This is a genomic window from Brevundimonas abyssalis TAR-001 (assembly GCF_000466985.1).
In the GTDB taxonomy this organism is placed as follows: domain Bacteria; phylum Pseudomonadota; class Alphaproteobacteria; order Caulobacterales; family Caulobacteraceae; genus Brevundimonas; species Brevundimonas abyssalis.
The window spans coordinates 1-17,964 of the sequence record NZ_BATC01000035.1 but is presented as its reverse complement, the minus strand read 5'-3'; the positions used below and the strand labels follow the sequence as shown (position 1 = coordinate 17,964).

Sequence of the window (17,964 nt, the reverse complement as noted above, 5' to 3'; positions counted from 1 at the left end):
TCGCACGGGCGGTGATCGGCAAGCCGGATCTGATCCTGGCCGACGAGCCCACCGGCAATGTGGACGCGGCCATGGGCGCGCGCCTGCTGAAGCTGTTCCAGGGCCTGAACCGCATGGGCGCCACCGTGCTGATCGCCAGCCATGACACGGCTCTGGCCGAGCGGTCGGGCGCGGGCGTGCTGCATCTGGAGAATGGCCGCATCCACGGAGGTACGGCATGAGCCGGGCCGGGAGCCTGCTGCCGCGCGATCCCGGCGGAGAGGCGTGGCTGGGCGCGGTGATCGGCGTGCTGTGCTTCATCGCCTGCCTGATGGCCGTCGGGGCGCTGGCGGCGGATCGGGCGGCGCATGGCTGGAGCGCGCGGCTGCGGGCCGAGGCCACGGTGCAGGTGCGCCCCCGGGCCGACGAGACCGGCGACGCCGCCGCCGCCCGCGCCGCCGAGACCCTGGCGGGCGTGGACGGGGTGGAGGAAGCCCAGGCCCTGGACCGCGAGGCCGCCGAGGCCCTGCTGCGCCCTTGGATGGGCGAGGCCGCCCTGGAGGACCTGCCCCTGCCACACCTGGTCACGGTGCGCCTGTCGCCCGAGGCCCCGGCCTCGGCCCAGACGCTGGGCGAGGCGCTGGCGGAGGCGGGGCTGGACGCCTCGGTGGACGATCACTCCCTGTGGCGGGGCGAGATCGAGCGCTCGGCCCTGACCCTGACCAGCCTGGCGCTGGCGGCCTTCGCCCTGACGGCGGCGGCGGCGGGGGCGGCCATCACCTATGCGACGCGGGCGGGCATCGCGGCGCGACGGCGCGAGATCGAGATCCTCAGCCTGTCGGGCGCCGGGCACGGCCAGATCGCCTGGCAGTTCCAGAAGCGCTTCGGCCGACTGGCGGTCCTGGCGGGGGCCGGAGGGGGCGCGGCGGCGGCGGCGCTGCTGGCCATGGTGCGCCTTGCGGGCGGCGAAGGGGGCCTGAGTCCGGCCTTGCCGCTGGCCTGGAGCGACCTTGTGATCCTCTCGCTTTCACCCCTGCTTGCGGCTACGGTCGCCCTTGCAGCCGCCTGGCTGGCCGCGCGACGGGCTCTGGACAACCGGGGCCGCAGCACGGCAAGCAGCGTTTCTTCCGGGGCAGGGAGCGTGGAATGAGATTACTCGCGGCCATCGTCATCGCCGTTCTGCTGTGGGTCGTGGGCCTGTTCGCCTTCGCGGACCGGGTGCGGTCGATCACCCCCGCGCCGGAGCCGGCGGCCGCCGACGGCATCGTAGCCCTGACCGGCCCCTCGGCCGAGCGCGTCAACACGGCGGTGCGCCTGCTGGAGCAGGGCAAGGCCAGGCGCCTGCTGGTGTCGGGCGTCAACCGCGAGGTGCGGCGCGAGGAGCTGCGCGCCCTGACGCCGGGCTCCAGCCGCCTGTTCGACTGCTGCGTGGACCTGGGCTTCGACGCCGAGGACACCATGGGCAACGCCCAGGAGATCGCCGCCTGGGCCCGGGCCAAGGGTTTCGACAGCCTGATCGTGGTGACCTCGGACTATCACATGCCGCGCAGCCTGCTGGAGATCCGGGGCATGGCCCCCGAGGTGGACCTGACCGCCCACGCTGTGCGCACCCCCTCTCTGGACAGCGACAACTGGTGGCGCTCGCCCGGCGACGCGCGGCGCATGGCCCTGGAATACAACAAATATCTTGTGGTTCTGGCCCGCGAGACGGTGCTGGGCCTGACCGGCAGGGGCGCATCCGGGGCTGAGCCTGAGGCGGCCTGAACCCTTGATCATCCTGCGCTCCATCCTGTTCAACCTGTGGCTCTGGCTGTCCATGCCGCTGTTCGCCGTGGGCCTGTCGCCCGCGCTGCTGATGCCGCACCGCTATGCCATGGCGGTCATCCGGCTGTGGGCGCACACGGTGCTGTTCGGCCTGCGCTGGCTGGCGGGGATCAAGGTGGTGGTGACGGGGCTCGAGCACCGGCCCAAGGGGGCCGCCCTGCTGGCGGGCAAGCACCAGGGCATGCTCGACATCGTGGCCCCCTTCACCTTCCTGGATGACCCCTGTTTCGTGCTGAAGAAGGAGCTGACGCCCCTGCCCTTCTTCGGCTGGTTCGCCTGGAAGACGAAGATGATCGCCGTGGACCGCGCGGCCCACTCAAAGGCCCTGAAGGACATGGTGCGCCAGACCCGCGTGCGGCTGGCCGAGGGACGGCAGATCCTGATCTTCCCCGAGGGCACGCGGACGCTTCCCGGAGAGCCCGGCGACTACAAGCCGGGGGTGGCGGCCATCTACCGCGACCTGGACGCGCCCTGCCACCTGATGGCCACGGACTCCGGGCGCTGCTGGCCGGCCAAGGGCTTCATCTACCGCCCCGGCGTGGTCACCTTCGCCTTCCTGCCGCCCCTGCCCGCCGGGCTGAAACGCGCCGAGTTCATGGCGCGGCTGGAAGCCGACATCGAGGCGGCTTCACGCGGGCTGCTGCGGGACTAGGCCTCAACCACCGGGGCCCTCGGCGTCGCGCCCTCAGTCGTCGTCCGAAGCTTCGTCGGGGATTTCCGGGGTCTCGGGCGCGGCGGGCGCCAGGGTGCGGACCTCGCCCAGTTCGGCGCCGGGGAAGGTCTGCATGACCGCCCGCACAAAGGGGTCGTCGAGGATCGCCTGACGCGCCACATCCTTCGCGCGGCGGTCGCGCTCGATCAGGGTCTCGCCCCCGCCCTGGCCGTTGGCGGCGATCAACCAGGTCCGGCCGGTCCAGTCCTTGAGCCGCGAGGCCAGCCGCCGGGCCAGATCATGGGGCGCGCCCGGGACCGGCTCGAAGGTGATGGCGCCGGGCTTGAAGGCGATCAGGCGCACATAGCGCTGCACATCCATCTGCAGGCCGATGTCGCGCTTCTCGCCGATCAGGGCGACGGTCTGGTCGAAGGTCTGGGGATCGGGGAGCTGTTCAGCCTGGGCGCCGGGCCGCGCGGCGACCTGGGCGCTGGCCCCGCCGCCGCCACCACCGCCGCGCGGCGCGGACGGGCCGGAACCGCCGCCCATGGGGTCGCCGGACTGCAGCTTCTTCAGCGCCTCTTCCGGACCGGGCAAGTCGGCGGCGTAGGCGAGGCGGACGATGGCCATCTCCACCGCGTCGGCCGGATTGGGCGCGCGACGCACCTCCTCATGGGCCTTCAGCAGCATGGACCAGACCCGCGACAGCGAGCCGGCCGAGATGGAGGCGCCCAGCGCCGCCAGCCTCTGGGCCTGATCATTGGGCAGGCGGGTGGCCGCCGGGCCCAGCATCTTGGACACCGAGGCCGCGTGGCAATGCTCCAGCAGATCATTGACCACCTGGGTCGGATCGGCACCGAAGCCGTAGAGCTGGCGGAACATCTCCAGCGCCTCGGGCGTGCGGCCGCCCATCAGGCTTTCGAACAGGCCGATGGTCTGGGTCCGGTCGGCCAGCCCCAGCATGTCGCGCACCACCTCGGCCTTGACCATCTGGCCGCCCTCGGCCTGGACCAGGGCCTGATCCAGCAGGGACAGCCCGTCGCGCACCGAGCCCTCGGCGGCCCGGGCGATCAGGGCCAGGGCCTCGCTGTCGATCTTCATGCCTTCCTTGTCCGCCACCTTCGCCAGGTGTTCGGACAGGATTTCGGGCTCGACCCGGCGCAGGTCGAAACGCTGGCAGCGCGACAGGATCGTCACCGGCACCTTGCGGATCTCGGTGGTGGCGAAGACGAATTTGGCGTGGGGCGGGGGCTCTTCCAGAGTCTTCAGCAGGGCGTTGAAGGCCTGGGTCGAGAGCATGTGCACCTCGTCCAGCACATAGACCTTGTAGCGCGCCTCGACCGGGCCGTAGCGGACGCTGTCCAGGATGTCGCGGATGTCGCCCACGCCGGTGTGGCTGGCGGCGTCCATCTCCATGACGTCCATGTGCCGGCCTTCCATGATGGCCGCGTCGTGGCGGCCGTTGGCCGTCAGGGCCAGGGAGGGGCGGTCGATGGTGTCGGATTCGTTGTTCAGCGCCCGGGCCAGCAGGCGGGCCGTGGTGGTCTTGCCCACCCCGCGCACCCCGGTCAGCATGAAGGCGTGGGCGATGCGGCCGCTGGAGAAGGCGTTGGTGAGCGTCCGCACCATCGCCTCCTGACCGATCAGGTCCTCGAAGGTGAGCGGCCGGTATTTGCGCGCCAGCACGGTGTAGGCGACGTCATCGGTCCGCGCCGCCGCGGGCGCGGCCGGGGGCGCCACGACAGCCGCTTCAACCGGGGCGGCCTCAGCGGGGGCGCCGAACATGTCGTCGGTGTTGGGATCGCGCTCTTCGACCTCGATCTCAGGCGCGCCGCCATCAAGGGCGTCGTCCTCCCAGGGAGGCCCGTCCGATTTCAGGTCCGTGTCGCTCATGCCCTGTCATAGCGCGCGAAGTCCGCCGCTGCGAAGACGGCGCGCTCGATTTCCAACAGTTTCGGAAAAAGCCCTCAAGCAGCGAGGCCCCGTGGGCCGCGCGATAGGGCGAAAATCGCGCCCTCAAGCCGCGAGCGTCCGCGGCGCGAGCATAAGGCAGGCCTCTGCCCTCAAGCAGCGAGCCGCCGCGCGGCGAGCGTTAGGGCAAAAAAGATGGAGGTGGAGACCGACACGACCCGAAGGTGAATTCGTTGTGGCTGCTGCCTTCCGGCCCTGACCAGGTTGGCGAAGCCTCCGCCCGCACCGATCTCCGAGAAGGGATATGGCGTCTAAACGCCGATTGATCAAGCGGGGCCTTCCGGCGCCGGGCGCTCGAGCCTAGATAGGCGGCGATGGCCTTTCTCCTGAACACCTTTTCCGGCAACCGACTGGAGCGCGCCAGCGACCGGCGCAACGATCCCGACTGGATCGCCGGGCAGGAGGAGAATCCCCACGCCCTGGCCCTGGCGTTGTGGGAGGGCCGGCCCCTGATCGAGGATCACGCCGACGGCCCGCGCCTGACCTGGCTGTCCATGCCCCACGCCATGGACCTGACCCGCGACCGCCGCGCCTTCCTGGGCCTGTGGAAGGATGCGCCGGTGTTCGCAGTGGAGTTCGAGGGCGCGGCCGACCCCGCTGCGGGGCCGGTCATGGGTCTGGGCGCCTTTCACGAGATGCGGGCCGCCGCCGCCCTGCTGCCGGGCCACGAGGCGGCCATGGCGGGTGCAGCCAAGTCCCTGTTCGACTGGCGCCGGCGGCACGGCTTCTGCGCCGCCTGCGGGACCGAGACCCGGGATTCGGGCGGCGGCTGGCGACGGGCGTGTCCCGCGTGCCGGGCCGAGCATTTCCCGCGGGTGGACCCGGTGGTGATCATGCTGCCGACACATCAGGACCGTTGCCTGCTCGGCCGCCAGGCGTCCTGGCCCGCAGGTCGCATGTCGGCCCTGGCCGGATTTCTCGAGCCGGGCGAAAGCATCGAGGAGGCCTGCGCCCGCGAGGTTGAGGAAGAGGCGGGCCTGGAGGTCACCGCCGTGCGCTATCACTCCAGCCAGCCGTGGCCGTTCCCGTCCCAGCTGATGATCGGCCTGATCTGCGACGTCAGCCATGACCGCGCCGCCCCGGACCAGACCGAGCTGGAAGCGGTGGCCTGGCTGACCCGTGAGGAGGCCCGCGCCGTGCTGGCTGGAACCCATGCCGAGGTTCTGCCCCCTCCGCCGATCGCCATCGCCCGCACCCTGCTGCAGGCCTGGATCGACGCCGAAGACTGACCCCTGCGACGCCGGGACGCCGTTCAGGCGGTTGCGAACCCCGCCGGGCCGTGTAAGACAGCCGCAAACCATGACCTTGGCCGGAATTCGGCCCTCTACACGGGACTCGACCACGCGCATGAGCGGCGATCTGAAGTGGAACAAGATTTTCGGCGCCGGTCTGGCGACAGTCCTCGTCATTCTGGGCGTAAACCAGGTGTCAGGCTTCATCTATTCCAGCGAACCGCCGGAGGAGATGGGCTATTTCATCGACGCGCCTGAGGAAGCCGCCGCCGGCGCCGCCGAAGTGGAGCTGCCGCCGGACTGGGGCACGGTTCTGCCTGTGGCCGACATCGCGGCCGGTGAGCGCGCCTTCGCCCGCTGCATGGCCTGCCACACCATCAATCAGGGCGGCGCCGACGGCATCGGCCCGAACCTGTGGGGCGCCGTCGGCGGTCCGATGCTGCACAGCGCGGGCTTCGACTATTCGCCCGCCCTGCGCGAGCACGCGGCCCAGAACCCCACCTGGACCTATGACGAACTGGACCAGTTCATCACCGCCCCGTCGCGTCACGTGCGCGGCACCAAGATGTCCTTCGCGGGCATCCGCAACACCGAGGAGCGTGTGGCTCTGATCGCCTACCTGCGGTCGCAGGGTTCGAGCGGCTACGCCATCCCCGCGCCGGATCCCTCGCGCCAGCCGGGCGCCGAGGAGGAGACCCCGGCCGAGGGCGAGGCCGTCGAGGGTGAAGGCGTGGAGCAGACCCCGGAAGAGGGCGTCGCCGCCCAGCCGGACGAGGAAGCCACCAGCCCGGCCCAGCCCGCGGCGACCAGTTCTCCTCAGAACTGAGGTCCCTTCTCAGGAAATCAAAGGCCCGGCCCGCAAAGGTCCGGGCCTTTTTCATGGGCGGGGACGCTAGAGGCGGCGACAGGCGCTGGGCTGATCCCGGCGGGACACGGCGTCGGCGAGGGTCTCCACCGCCACGCCCCTGTCAGGATCGGCGTGGATCAACCGTTCGGCGTCCAGCATCATGGCCACATGGTCGGGCCAGAAGATCAGGTCGCCGCGCATCAGGGTTTCGGCGGCGGCGGCGCGGCCAAGGGTCTGTTGCTGATCCGCCGCGCGGGGACAGCCCAGACCGCAGGCGTACAAAGCCTGTTGAACCAGGGCCGGCGCGTCGAGACCGGTCCGGTCGCGGCCGCCCGGCTGGAACGGCGCGCCCACGAAGCGTTCGGCCACGGCGGCGGGTTCGGCGTCAAAGGCGTGGAAATCGGCCACTTCGGCCAGAGCGATCCAGCCAGGCGCGCCACACGGGCGAAGCCGCCCTGGACCTCGAGCACGCTCACAAGGGCGTTCAGGGTGAGGACGGCGTGCGGCGCATCGTCCGGCGCATCGAGAATTGGAGCGTCGACCGAAGCCACCCGGTGGGTCGGCTCAAGCACCTCTTCGGTGAGACCTTCCACGGCCACATGCCCCACGACGCCGTCTCGTCGCGAACGGCCCCAGGCCCAGCCGCCCGAGATCTCCAGCACATCGAAAATTTCCCCGAGGCCAATTGATCGATCAGAACGGCGGCGTCATCGGCCCCGTCGCGCACCGGCGTCGTCGGCAGGACGCACTGCATGGGTGTGACCGCCCGGTATTGTCCGGCCTCCAGCACGCCCTCAAGCGCCTGCTCGGCCAGGTCGGGCCGGGCCAGGGTCACGCGCGGATCATGGGCAGAGGGCAGGGACAAGGATCGCGGTCCATGGATCGGGAGCTTCATCCCTACACCGCGATGCCGAAGGGGCGGTTAATATCGTTGGTTACTGTCAGGCATAACGCGACCGCAGCATGGCGAAACAGGCGCGCAGGGACTGGGCTTCGCCGCCCTCGGGGTGTCCCGGCCGGGTGCGCGGATTCCAGGCGAAGATGTCCAGATGCGCCCACGCCCCGGTCTTCGGCGCGAAGCGTTGCAGGAACAGGGCGGCGGTCACCGATCCTGCCTGGGCCCAGGCGCGGAATCGTTGCGCAGATCGGCCATCTCGCTGTTCAGGCTGTCGCGGTAGCCGGGCCACAAGGGCATGCGCCACAAGGGATCGCGCACCCGGCGGGCGGCGTCCAGCAGGTCGGCGGCGAGGGCCTCGTCATCAGTGTAGACCGGCGGCAGCTCCGGCCCCAGGGCGATGCGCGCGGCCCCGGTCAGGGTGGCGAAATCCAGGGTCAGGTCCGGCTGATGCTCCCCGGCCCGGGCCAGGGCGTCCGCCAGCACCAGACGGCCTTCGGCGTCGGTGTTTCCCACCTCCACGGTCAGACCGGCGCGGGTGGACAGGATGTCGCCGGGCCGGAAGGCGTCCGCCGAGATGGCGTTCTCCACCGCCGCCACCAGCACGACCAGCCGCACCTTAAGGCCCGCCTGCATCACCAGCCGCCCCAGCGCCAGGGCGTGGGCCGAGCCGCCCATGTCCTTCTTCATGTTGCGCATGCCGGCGGCGGGCTTGATGTCCAGCCCGCCTGTATCGAACACCACGCCCTTGCCCACCAGCGCCACCAGCGGCAGGTCGGCCTTGTCCAGGTTCCAGCCGATCTCGATCAGGCGCGGCGCCCGCAGCGCCGTGGCGGCCCGGCCCACCGCGTGCACCGCCGGATAGTTCGTCTCCAGCAGGGCGTCCCCGGTGGTGACGGTGATCGCGGCGCCGGACTCCTCGGCGATCTCGCGCGCGATGGTCTCGATCTGCAGCGGCCCCATGTCGGCGGCGGGGGTGTCCACCATCTCCCGGGCCAAAGCGGCGGCGGCGACGATGCGGGTCAGGTCGTCCAGATCGACGCCGCCCGGCGCCACCAGACGGGCCGCGCCCTTGTCCTTCTTCGGCTTGTAGCGGTCGAACCGGTAGGCCCCCAGGGCGAAGGCCAGAGCCGCCAGCGCCGCGTCGCCGTCCTCCAGCCCCTCGAAGGCGTAGTCCCCGGCGGGCAGACGCGTGGGCAGGGCGCGGGCGGTCATGGGATCGAAGGCCTCGCCCGCGCCCCACAGAACCGCCTGAACACCGCCGTCGTCACCCGGGGCCGCCAGCAGTTCGCCGCGCGCGCCCTTGAAGCCGTTCGCCTTGGCCCAGGCGGCGACGCGGCTGTCCGTGATCTCGGCCCCCTCGGCGACGAGGCGGATCGGAACGGCGTGTCCTTCAGCGGAGGCGATGACGGCGTCGGGCATGGCGGTCTTTCACGGATTAACCAAGGGTTGACGCGAACGGGCCAGACTCGGGCATGCAGGAAACCGTTCGGACCGAACCCATGTCGCGCAAGCTGACCTTCGCCGCAACCGCCCTCCTTCTGGCTTCGGCCGCCCCGGCCCTGGCGCAGGAGACGGCTGCCCCGGCGCCGACCACCGCGACCGCGGAGCAGCGCGCCGCCTATGATCGGGCCGATCCGCTGGCGCGCTCGGTGTTCTGGGGCCGCGAGGTGGAGGTCAACCCGAATGATCCGGTCGCGGGGGTGCGCCTGGCCCAGGCCCTGCGCGAACTGGGACGCCATGACCGCGCCGCCGAGGCGGCCCAGGGCGTGCTGATGGTCCAGCCGGGCAATGTCGAGGCCATGCTGGAGGTCGGCCGGGCGCACATCGCGCGCGGCCAGGCCTTCTACGGCGTCGCGGCGCTGGAGCAGGCGCGCGACGCGGCGCCGAACGACTGGCGGCCCCTGTCGCTGCTGGGCGTGGCCTATCAGCAGGTCCGGCGCCCGGCCGACGCCCAGGCCGCCTGGACGGCGGCCCTCACCCTCTCGCCTGAAAATCCGACCGTCCTGTCCAACATGGCCATGGCCATGGTCGCCGGCGGCGACTCCGCCGGGGCCGAGCCCCTGTTGCGCCGCGCCGTGGCGCAGCCGGGGGCCAGCCTTCAGATGCGTCAAAATCTGGCCCTTGTGCTCGGGCTGAACGGAAACCGTGCCGAGGCGGAGCAGATCCTGCGCCGCCACCTGCCGCCCGAGCAGGCGGACCGCAACCTGAACTGGCTGGACAACGAAGCCGCCCGCCCGACCGGCGCCCGCACCTGGGAGTCCCTCTCGGGACGCTAGGCCAAAGCCCCAAGAAAAGGCCCTCAAGCCGCGAGCGTCCGCGACGCGAGCATAGGGCAAGAAGAATGCTGCGGGCCGCCGCGAGGCGACGCAGCGCCCTACATGCTGTCCTGGATCTTGATGATCGCGGGGCCCAGGATGACGATGAACAGCACCGGCAGGAAGAACAGGATCATCGGCACGGTCAGCTTGGCCGGCAGGGAGGCGGCCTTCTTCTCGGCGGCCGACAGGCGCAGGTCGCGATTCTCCTTGGCCATGACGCGCAGCGCGGTGCCCAGGGGCGTGCCGTACTGTTCGGACTGGATCATGGAGGTCATGACCGCCTTGACGCCGGGATGGTTGGTGCGGCGGGACATGCCTTCATAGGCCATGCGCCGCTCCGGCAGATAGCTGAGCTCCGCCGACAGCAGGGACATCTCCTCGGCCAGCTCGATGGAGCGGCCGCCGATCTCCTGGCTGACCTTGGCGACGGCGGCGTCCACGGACATGCCGGATTCCACGCAGATCAGCATCAGGTCCAGGGCGTCGGGAAACGCCTGCATGATCGAGGTCCGACGCTTGGCGATGCGGTTCTCGAGAAACAGGTTCGGCGCATAGAAGCCGAAGCCCGCAGCCATCACCGTCAGGGCCAGGCGCGACATGGACGGCAGGTCCATCACCCCCAGGACGTAGAAGTAGAAGACCGCCACCGACAGGAACACGAACGGCGTGGCGAAGCGGAAGAAGTAGAAGGTGGTCAGGGGGCGCGGCCCGCGGAAACCCGCCTGGGCCATCTTGTCGGCCACCTTCGGGTCTTCCAGCAGCTTGGAGAGATTCAGCCGCTCCACCACCCGCTTCTTGAAGCCGTCATCGGTGTGGCGCAGCCCGCCCTGGGCGTTGCGCACGATGGCCTCGCGCGAGCGGCGACGCAGCTCCTCGCGCCGCACGGCGACCGCCTTCATGCGGCCTTCCAGCTGGGCGCCCTGGGTCATGGAGCTCATCACCGTGACCAGGGTGGCGAAGACCAGCACCCCCACCCCGATCGAGAGCAGGTTCTGCAGGTCCGTGAAGAAGGCGATCAGGTCCATCCGCCGCCCCTAGAACTTGAACGAGATCATGCGCTTCATCACGAAGATCCCCATGGACATCCACATGGCCGAGATCAGCAGCATGATCTGGCCGCGCGGATCGGTGAACAGCAGGATCATGTAGGCCGGGGTGGTGATCATCACGATCATCATCACCGCCGGGGGCAGCGAGCCGATGATGCCCGCCGAGGCCACGGCCTCGGACGACATGGCCTTGATCTTCTCGCCCATCATGCGGCGCGCGCGCAGGACCGCGGACAGGTTGCCCAGAGCCTCGGCCAGATTGCCGCCGGTCTTCTGCTGAATGGCGATGACGATGGCGAAGAAACGCAGCTCCGGGGTCGGCATGCGCTCGTACATGCGGTCCAGCGCCTGCGACAGGGTCAGGCCCACGCCCAGACCCTCGACCAGCCGCTGGAACTCGGGCCCCAGCGGCGCCGGGCTTTCGCGGGCGATGATCTTGAAGCAGTCGTGGACCGGCAGGCCCGACTTGATGCCGCGCACGATGACGTCCACGGCGTTGGCGAATTCGCCCGAGAATTTCTTCATGCGGCGCTTGCCCAGAAAGCCCACGACCCAGCGGGGCAGCCCCACGCCGGTGATCAGGGCCACCCCGATGGTCAGCAGGGGATTGAGGCCCAGCACCAGGGCGATCAGGCCGAACGCGAGACCGGACATGACGCTGAAGATGATGAAGGTGCGCATCTTCATGGACAGACCCGCCTGACGCAGCTTGGCCGCCATGGTCACCCGGGCCTTGCGCTCCTTGCGGTCAGACTCCTTGAGCTGATCCATGATCTGCTTGCGGCGCTGTTCGGGGGTGTTGGCCGCGGCGGCGCGGGCGGCCGCGGCGGCCTTCTTGGGATTGCCGAACGCCTGGGCGCGCTTGACGGCGCGGTCCGAGGAATCCTCTCCGCCCACAAAGACCCAGCCGAGGCTGGCGATGACCACGAAGGCGAGAACGGCGGCGGTGAGCTCCAGCATGGCTTATTCCGCCGCGTCCAGGGCTTCGGCCAGTTCCCGCTCGAGCCCGTAATAGCGCGCGCGGTCCCAGAACCGGGGCCGGGCGATGCCGGTGGAGCGGTGACGCCCGATCACGCGGCCGTTCTCGTCCTCGCCTGTGATCTCGTAGACGAACAGGTCCTGGGTGACGATCACGTCGCCTTCCAGCCCCACCACCTCGGTGATGTGGGTGATGCGGCGCGAGCGTCGCGCAGACGCGCCGCCTGGATGATGACGTCCACGGAGCCGACGATCATCTCGCGGATGGTCTTGGAGGGCAGGCCGTAGCCGCCCATGGTGATCATGGACTCCATCCGGCTGATGGCTTCGCGGGGACTGTTGGCGTGCAGGGTGCCCATGGAGCCGTCATGGCCGGTGTTCATGGCCTGCAGCAGGTCGAACGCCTCGGGCCCGCGGACCTCGCCGACGATGATCCGCTCGGGACGCATGCGCAGGCAGTTCTTGACCAGATCCCGCATGGTGATCTGGCCCTGGCCCTCCAGGTTCGGCGGGCGGGTCTCGAGGCGCACCACGTGCGGCTGCTGCAGCTGCAGCTCGGCCGCGTCCTCGCAGGTCACGACCCGCTCGGTGGGGTCGATGAAGGCCGTCAGGGTGTTCAGCAGGGTCGTCTTGCCCGAGCCCGTGCCGCCCGAGATCACCAGATTGCAGCGCGACGCGCCGATGACGCCGAGAACGCGCGCGCCCTCGGGACTGATGGAGGCGTACTCCACCAGGTTCTTCATCGTCAGCTTGTCTTTCTTGAACTTCCGGATCGTCAGCGTCGGGCCGTCGATGGCCAGCGGCGGGGCGATGACGTTGACGCGCGACCCGTCCGGCAGGCGGGCGTCGCAGATGGGCGAGCTTTCATCCACGCGGCGGCCCACCTGGGACACGATCCGCTGGCAGATGTTCATCAGCTGGGTGTTGTCGCGGAAGCGGACGTTGGTCAGCTGGACCTTGCCGCCCACCTCGATGAACACCCGGCCCGCGCCGTTGACCATGATGTCGGCGATGTCGTCGCGGGCCAGCAGCGGCTCCAGCGGGCCATAGCCCAGCACATCATTGACGATGTCCTGGACCAGGTGCTCCTGCTCGGCCACCGACATGGAGACGTTCTTGATCGCCACCAGCTCGGCGACGATGTCGCGGATCTCCTCCGACGCCGCCTTGGTGTCCAGCTGGGCCAGCTGGGCCAGGTCGATGGTGTTCATCAGCGCGTTGAAGATCGTCGTCTTCGTGGCGTGATAATAGTCGGACTGCTCGCTGACGATCTCGGCGACCGCCTGGGCCTTTTTCAGCTGCTCGAAGCCGGCGGTGGCGCGCGGTCCGGGGCCGGCCGGCCGCGCCGCGCCGCCCGGGGGTGAGGCCGGCCGGTTCGCCTGGGGCTTGGGGGCCAGCGCCTCCAGCCGGTCCGGCTGCACATCGTCCAGCGGCGGCGAGACATAGGCTGCGCCATGCGGCCCTGGCCCGGCGCCTGGCCCCCGTCGGCGTCGGGCGCGAAGGCCTCGGCCTCCGACGGCCCGGGCGCGGGCTGCGCCGGGCGTGAAGGCGCCAGGGTCTGGCCGGCCGTTGCTGTGCGCTTGCCGAACACGATGCGGCCCTTGCCTCCCTAGCGCTTGAAAAGCTTGCCGAACAGCGACTTGCCGCCCGGCTTTCTGGCCGCCGGAAGGGCGGCGATCTCGCGGCGCGACACGATCTGGGCCAGGGTCTGGAACCCTTCGGCCGACCTGGACTTGGCGGCGGCGTCCAGGATCATCTGGCCGTTGTTGGCGGCCGCCCCGAACACCTTGGGCTCGAAGGGAATGGTCAGGCTGGGGTGCACGCCCAGGGCGGCGCCGAAGTCCTTGGCCGGAATCTCGGGGCGTCCCGGCACGCCCACCTGGTTCAGCACCAGCCGGGGCGGCGCGTCGTTGGGGCGGCCCTGACGGATCAGGTCCATCATGTTCTTGGCGTTGCGCAGCGAGGCCAGGTCAGGAGTAGCCACGACCACCACCTCGTCGGCCGAAATCAGGGTCCGGCGCATCCAGGCGTTCCACAGATGCGGCAGGTCCAGCACCACGAAGGGCGCTGTCTGGCGGATGCGGCTGGTGACCTCCTCGAAGCCTCCGGCGCGATGTCCCAGTCTCCGTCCAGGGTGGCGGGCGCGGCGAACAGGCTGAGCCGGTCGGTGCAGCGCACCATCATGCGGTCCAGCAGCGTCTGGTCCAGGCGCTCGGGCTGGCCCAGGGCGTCGGCCACCCCGTTCAGCGGGTCCTGGTTGAAGTCCAGCCCCGCCGTGCCGAACGGCAGGTCATAGTCGACGATGACGGTGTTGGCGCCGATCCGCTCGGACATGGCGTAGGCGGTGTTGTGGGCCACAGCCGAGGCGCCGGCGCCGCCGCGCGCGCCGACGAAAGCGATGGTCCGGCCCACGAAGGGCTGGGCCGGATCGTTGAAAAGTCCGCCGATGGCCGCGATCAGCTGCAGCGGCTGGATCGGCGCCACCAGATACTCGCTCACGCCGCGCCGGATCAGTTCGCGATACAGCAGGATGTCGTTGGTCGGGCCGATCACCACCACCTTGGTGCCCTGGTCGCAGACCTGGGCCAGGTGATCGATCTCGTTCAGCAGGTCCTCGGCGCCGGCCAGGCATTCGACCACGATCAGCGGCGGGGTCGGCTCATGGCCGTAGGTCTCCACGGCCGCGGCGACGCCGCCGAGGCGCACCTGGGTCGTGGCCCGCGACAGACGCCGGTCCTGGCCCGCGCGCTCGGCGGCGGCCAGGGTGTCCTGACGTTCGGCGAAAATGTGGATGGCGATGCGCGGGATCGAGACGTCGACGGTCTGGCCGATGGGGGTCAGGGCGCTTGCGGCGCCGGCCACCAGCTCGCCCACCGGATTGAACGGCGCGGCCGGAAGCTGGGATGCGGGCTCGGGCGCCGGACCCTGTCCCTCCGAGGCGGTGAACTGCAGCGGCTGGCGATCCGCATCGGGCGTGGCGCCCGGTCCGGGCGGCGGACCGAGATCGAGGTCGAGGTCGTCCTCGAATTCGTCATAGGGCTGTGGCGCGAAGGCGTTGTTCATCGGTGATGCCCGCTCCTAGTCCACGGCCTGTGAGACACGGCTGCGCACCAGCTCTTCCTGGGGCGCCGAGGTGGGCTCGCCCGCCCGGTAGTTTTCGAACACCACCGCCCGGCGGGCGGCGTCCACCGGCGTCATGGCGCGCGGCGCGGCGATGTCGCGCGGATCAGCGATCTGGGCCGCCAGATTGGCGTTGACGGCGCAGCCGAAGTTGGAGGGCGACTGGTTGGAGCCTGTGCGCGACAGGCTCTCCCACGCGGCGCCGCAGCGGGGCACGTGCGCCCGCACCGTCGTGAACCCGGCCAGGATCGGCGCCCGGGGGTCAGGGGCGTGATAGCTCTCCACCCGGATGCGGTCGCCGGGCACGCCCATCTCCTGAAGGGCGGCGCGGGTGCTCCAGGCGGCCTCGCCCGTGACGGGATCGTCGCCGGCGGGGGCCTGCACCACGATGACGTCGCCGCCGGCATGGGCGAAACGGCCCGCCAGGGCCGACAGGGCGGCGCGCTGGTTGCCCGAAAGCCCGGTCGGGTGAACCGCCAGGGCGATGCGGTCCAGACCGTCCTCAACCTGCAGGGCCCAGCGGGCGGTCGGGGTGATCGGGAGGGGGGCAGACGAGCCCGCGCCGGCGGCGCAGGCCGCCAGGGCGGTGCTCGCGGCCAGGGCGGCGATCAGGCTGAGGGGTCGCACGGGGGTCATGGCCACTCCTACTCGATCACATAGCCGACCGGTCCCTGCCAGCCGTTGGACGGCGAGGCGGGAGACGGGGCGGGCGTTCCATAGGCCTGGTTCAGCTGGCCGAAGAAGATGGTCTGGGCGTCGCCGGCGATCTGCAGGCCGTCGGCCGGCGTCTGCATGGCGTCGCGGCTGGTGGGCGAAACGATGAACGGCTCGATGATGATGACCAGCTCGGTCTCACCCATGAGATAGTCGCGCGAGCGGAACAGGGCCCCGAGAACCGGCAGATTGGTCACCCCGGGCAGGGAGTCGATGTTCTGGCGGGTGGATTCCTGCAGCAGGCCCGCGATCATCATGGCCCCGCCCGAGGGCATCTCGACCGTCGTCTGGGCGCGGCGGACGTTGAGGCCCGGCAGGGTGATGGCGTTGGGCGTCCCCGCCCCCAGGGTCAGGGCGCCCTGGCTGGTCAGCTCGGACACCTCGGTGGAGATCTGCAGCGAGATGCGGCCGCCCGACAGGACCACCGGGCGGAACGACAGCGCCACGCCATAGGGCTTGTACTCGGTCAGGATGTTGCCCTGCTGGTCGCGCCCCACCGGCACCGGAAACTCGCCGCCCGCCAGGAAGCTGGCGTTCTCGCCGTTGATGGAGGTCAGGTTCGGCTCGGCCAGGGTGCGCACCAGTCCGACCCGTTCGAAGGCGCGCAGGGTGGCGGTGATGCTGTCCGGCCCCGTGTCTTCATAGGTGAGACCGCCGCCGCCCAGGATCGAGCCGCCCACCCCGAAGGTGGCCGTCTGCTCGAAACGGAAGCTGTCCCCGGCGCTGGCCACCAGGGCGTTCATGTCCAGCCCCAGTTGCTTGACGGCGCTGCGCTGCACCTCGACCACGCGGGCGCGCAGGGTCACCTGATCCGCGCCGGTGACGCCGATCATGTTGAGGACCCGTTCGGGATCACTGACGAACTGGCGCGCGATCTGGGCCGCGCGATCGGCCTCGGCCGGGGTGGAGGCCGTGCCGGTCAGGATGATGCTTTCGTTGACCGCTTCGGCGCGGATGCTCGCGCCGGGCAGGAGACGGGCCAGGGTGTCCGACAGGGCGCCCACACCGGCGTCCACGCGGATGGAAAGGTTCAGGATGGCGCGGCCCGAGGCGTCCAGGAACACCGCGTCGGTCTCGCCCGGCGCGATGCCCACCACCGTGATGCGGCGCGGCGAATGCAGCATGGCCTCGGCGACCGCGGGATTGGAGACGATGACGTCGCGGGCGTCGACGGGCAGATCCACCGCGGCGGAGCGTCCGCGCGGCAGGTTCAGGGACTGGGTTTCACCGCCCACGGCCACGCGGATGCTGGATTGGGCGGCGGCGGGCGCGGCCGACAGCGGCGCCAGGGCCAGGGCGACCGCCGAGATCAGGGCCAGGGACTTTCTCATTGGAGCACCACCGTTTCGACCTGGTCGCCGCGATGGATGCGCACGACCCGGGAGTCGCCGCCTCCCGAGGCCATGCGGCCGGTGCGTCCCGAAGGTCCGGCCGCGTCGGCGTAGGAGCGCAGCACCAGCGACAGGTCGCCCTCGGCCCGGGCCAGGGACAGCACCTCGGCGTCGCCCGGCGACACCTCCAGGGTAGCGGTGGCGCCGACCACGGACTGGGCGTCATCGCTTGCCTGGGTGGTCTGATCGACGGCCAGCACCTTGACGTTCTGCATGACCGTGGTGGTCGTGTGACGCTGGGCCGAGCCGCCTTCCTGATTGTTGTTGCGAAGTTCGCGGGTCATGATCACGTCCACCCGGTCGCCCGGCAGGATGAAGCCGCCGGCGGCCGTCTCCACCGAGACGCGGATGGCCATGGCGCGCATGCCCGGCTCCAGATAGGCGGCCAGGAAGCCGCTGTCGCCCGAGCGCACAATCTTGCGCGCCACGATGGGCTCTCCGGCCACGAAGCCCTCGCGCACCACGGAGCCGATGAAATCCGACTGGGCGCCGGTCCCGGCGACGGCGTTCACGGCGCGGGTCACCGTGGCGGCGGCGCCTTCGACCTGATTCTCTACGGCGGGGGCGGCTTCGGCCTCACCCTCGGCGGGCGGGGCGGCGGCGGGCAAGGCAACGGAGCCGTCGGTGACATAGGCGGGATTGAGCCCGTCGATGGGCCAGTCCTTCCATTCCATGTCGCCGGCCTCCAGCCGCTTGCCGACAGGCACGTCGCGCGCGGCGACCAGGACCCTGGCCATGCGGGGGGCTTCCACGGCCGCGGAGGCGGTGGCGGTGGGCTCGCCGCCGGAATTGCCCATGGCGCGCACCACCAGCGCAAGAGCGATGGCGGCGACGGCGGCGATGCCGATGACTGCGATGCGGGCGGGTTTCATCCTGTCCGTCTCCGAAGAAGCCAGGCGGATCGGAATCCGACCCCCTGCCGTTAACGAACATGCAGGGTGCGGGTTAACGCGTCCCTAAGCGACCGAGTCAGAAGGCGGCGGTCATCATG

Annotated in this window: 14 protein-coding genes, 1 other RNA gene and 3 pseudogenes; 7 read left to right on the top strand and 11 right to left on the bottom strand. The window is 70.5% G+C overall.

Going from position 1 to position 17,964, the window contains the following annotated elements; translation table 11 throughout:
* Positions 1-11: 11 nt before the first annotated feature.
* Genes MBEBAB_RS18395 through MBEBAB_RS09625 form a run of 4 tightly spaced genes read left to right on the top strand, consistent with a single transcriptional unit; the run spans position 12 to position 2,455 of the window.
* Positions 12-221, top strand: coding sequence for an FtsE family protein (locus MBEBAB_RS18395; protein ID WP_306302020.1), 210 nt, complete (start codon positions 12-14; stop codon positions 219-221).
* Positions 218-1,129, top strand: coding sequence for a cell division protein FtsX (locus MBEBAB_RS09635; RefSeq protein ID WP_021697784.1), 912 nt, complete (start codon positions 218-220; stop codon positions 1,127-1,129). The genes MBEBAB_RS18395 and MBEBAB_RS09635 overlap by 4 nt, the downstream gene beginning before the upstream one ends.
* Positions 1,126-1,743, top strand: coding sequence for a YdcF family protein (locus tag MBEBAB_RS09630; RefSeq protein ID WP_021697783.1), 618 nt, complete (start codon positions 1,126-1,128; stop codon positions 1,741-1,743). Before MBEBAB_RS09635 ends, MBEBAB_RS09630 begins: the two co-directional genes overlap by 4 nt.
* A gap of 4 nt (positions 1,744-1,747) precedes the next feature.
* A complete protein-coding gene (locus MBEBAB_RS09625; protein WP_021697782.1) occupies positions 1,748-2,455 on the top strand; it encodes a lysophospholipid acyltransferase family protein in 708 nt (235 codons plus the stop codon).
* Positions 2,456-2,488: 33 nt separating this feature from the next.
* Here MBEBAB_RS09625 and MBEBAB_RS09620 read toward each other — a convergent pair whose 3' ends face one another.
* Together MBEBAB_RS09620 and ffs are read right to left on the bottom strand one after the other, a co-directional pair.
* Positions 2,489-4,348: a DNA polymerase III subunit gamma/tau gene (locus MBEBAB_RS09620; protein ID WP_021697781.1), complete on the bottom strand. Its 1,860-nt coding sequence runs from the start codon at positions 4,346-4,348 to the stop codon at positions 2,489-2,491.
* Positions 4,349-4,565: 217 nt separating this feature from the next.
* An RNA gene (gene ffs, locus MBEBAB_RS15670) (signal recognition particle sRNA small type) lies at positions 4,566-4,661 on the bottom strand.
* Positions 4,662-4,740: 79 nt separating this feature from the next.
* Here ffs and nudC point away from each other — a divergent pair.
* Together nudC and MBEBAB_RS09610 are read left to right on the top strand one after the other, a co-directional pair.
* Positions 4,741-5,655, top strand: a complete 915-nt coding sequence (nudC, locus tag MBEBAB_RS09615) for an NAD(+) diphosphatase (protein ID WP_021697780.1) — start codon at positions 4,741-4,743, stop codon at positions 5,653-5,655.
* Positions 5,656-5,773: 118 nt separating this feature from the next.
* The gene (locus tag MBEBAB_RS09610; protein ID WP_021697779.1) at positions 5,774-6,484 is read left to right on the top strand and encodes a c-type cytochrome; all 711 of its coding nucleotides are present in this window, start codon (positions 5,774-5,776) and stop codon (positions 6,482-6,484) included.
* 66 nt (positions 6,485-6,550) lie between these two features.
* Here the strand turns inward: MBEBAB_RS09610 and MBEBAB_RS15150 are convergent, their stop codons facing one another.
* A complete protein-coding gene (locus MBEBAB_RS15150) occupies positions 6,551-6,913 on the bottom strand; it encodes a C40 family peptidase (protein WP_052516781.1) in 363 nt (120 codons plus the stop codon).
* 533 nt (positions 6,914-7,446) lie between these two features.
* A pseudogene (locus MBEBAB_RS09600) lies at positions 7,447-8,822 on the bottom strand (leucyl aminopeptidase family protein).
* An 80-nt stretch (positions 8,823-8,902) separates the two neighbouring features.
* On the opposite strand from MBEBAB_RS09600, the gene MBEBAB_RS09595 reads away from it, so the two are divergent.
* Positions 8,903-9,679 (top strand): tetratricopeptide repeat protein, encoded by a 777-nt coding sequence (locus MBEBAB_RS09595; RefSeq protein ID WP_045319151.1) that lies wholly within the window; start codon positions 8,903-8,905, stop codon positions 9,677-9,679.
* 98 nt (positions 9,680-9,777) lie between these two features.
* Here MBEBAB_RS09595 and MBEBAB_RS09590 read toward each other — a convergent pair whose 3' ends face one another.
* From MBEBAB_RS09590 to cpaB, 7 genes and pseudogenes are all read right to left on the bottom strand, one after another.
* On the bottom strand, positions 9,778-10,746 hold the full coding sequence (locus tag MBEBAB_RS09590) for a type II secretion system F family protein (RefSeq protein WP_021697774.1): 969 nt from the start codon (positions 10,744-10,746) through the stop codon (positions 9,778-9,780).
* Between the two features lie 9 nt (positions 10,747-10,755).
* Positions 10,756-11,730: a type II secretion system F family protein gene (locus tag MBEBAB_RS09585; RefSeq protein ID WP_021697773.1), complete on the bottom strand. Its 975-nt coding sequence runs from the start codon at positions 11,728-11,730 to the stop codon at positions 10,756-10,758.
* Positions 11,731-11,733: 3 nt separating this feature from the next.
* A pseudogene (locus MBEBAB_RS09580) lies at positions 11,734-12,959 on the bottom strand (TadA family conjugal transfer-associated ATPase).
* A gap of 398 nt (positions 12,960-13,357) precedes the next feature.
* Positions 13,358-14,811 (bottom strand): annotated as a pseudogene (locus tag MBEBAB_RS09575) (CpaE/TadZ family protein).
* A gap of 15 nt (positions 14,812-14,826) precedes the next feature.
* Complete coding sequence (locus MBEBAB_RS09570; RefSeq protein ID WP_021697768.1) at positions 14,827-15,504, bottom strand: CpaD family pilus assembly protein; 678 nt, start codon at positions 15,502-15,504, stop codon at positions 14,827-14,829.
* Positions 15,505-15,512: 8 nt separating this feature from the next.
* Complete coding sequence (locus MBEBAB_RS09565; RefSeq protein ID WP_021697767.1) at positions 15,513-16,913, bottom strand: type II and III secretion system protein family protein; 1,401 nt, start codon at positions 16,911-16,913, stop codon at positions 15,513-15,515.
* Positions 16,910-17,845: a Flp pilus assembly protein CpaB gene (gene cpaB, locus MBEBAB_RS09560; protein WP_021697766.1), complete on the bottom strand. Its 936-nt coding sequence runs from the start codon at positions 17,843-17,845 to the stop codon at positions 16,910-16,912. Before cpaB ends, MBEBAB_RS09565 begins: the two co-directional genes overlap by 4 nt.
* Positions 17,846-17,964: the final 119 nt, after the last annotated feature.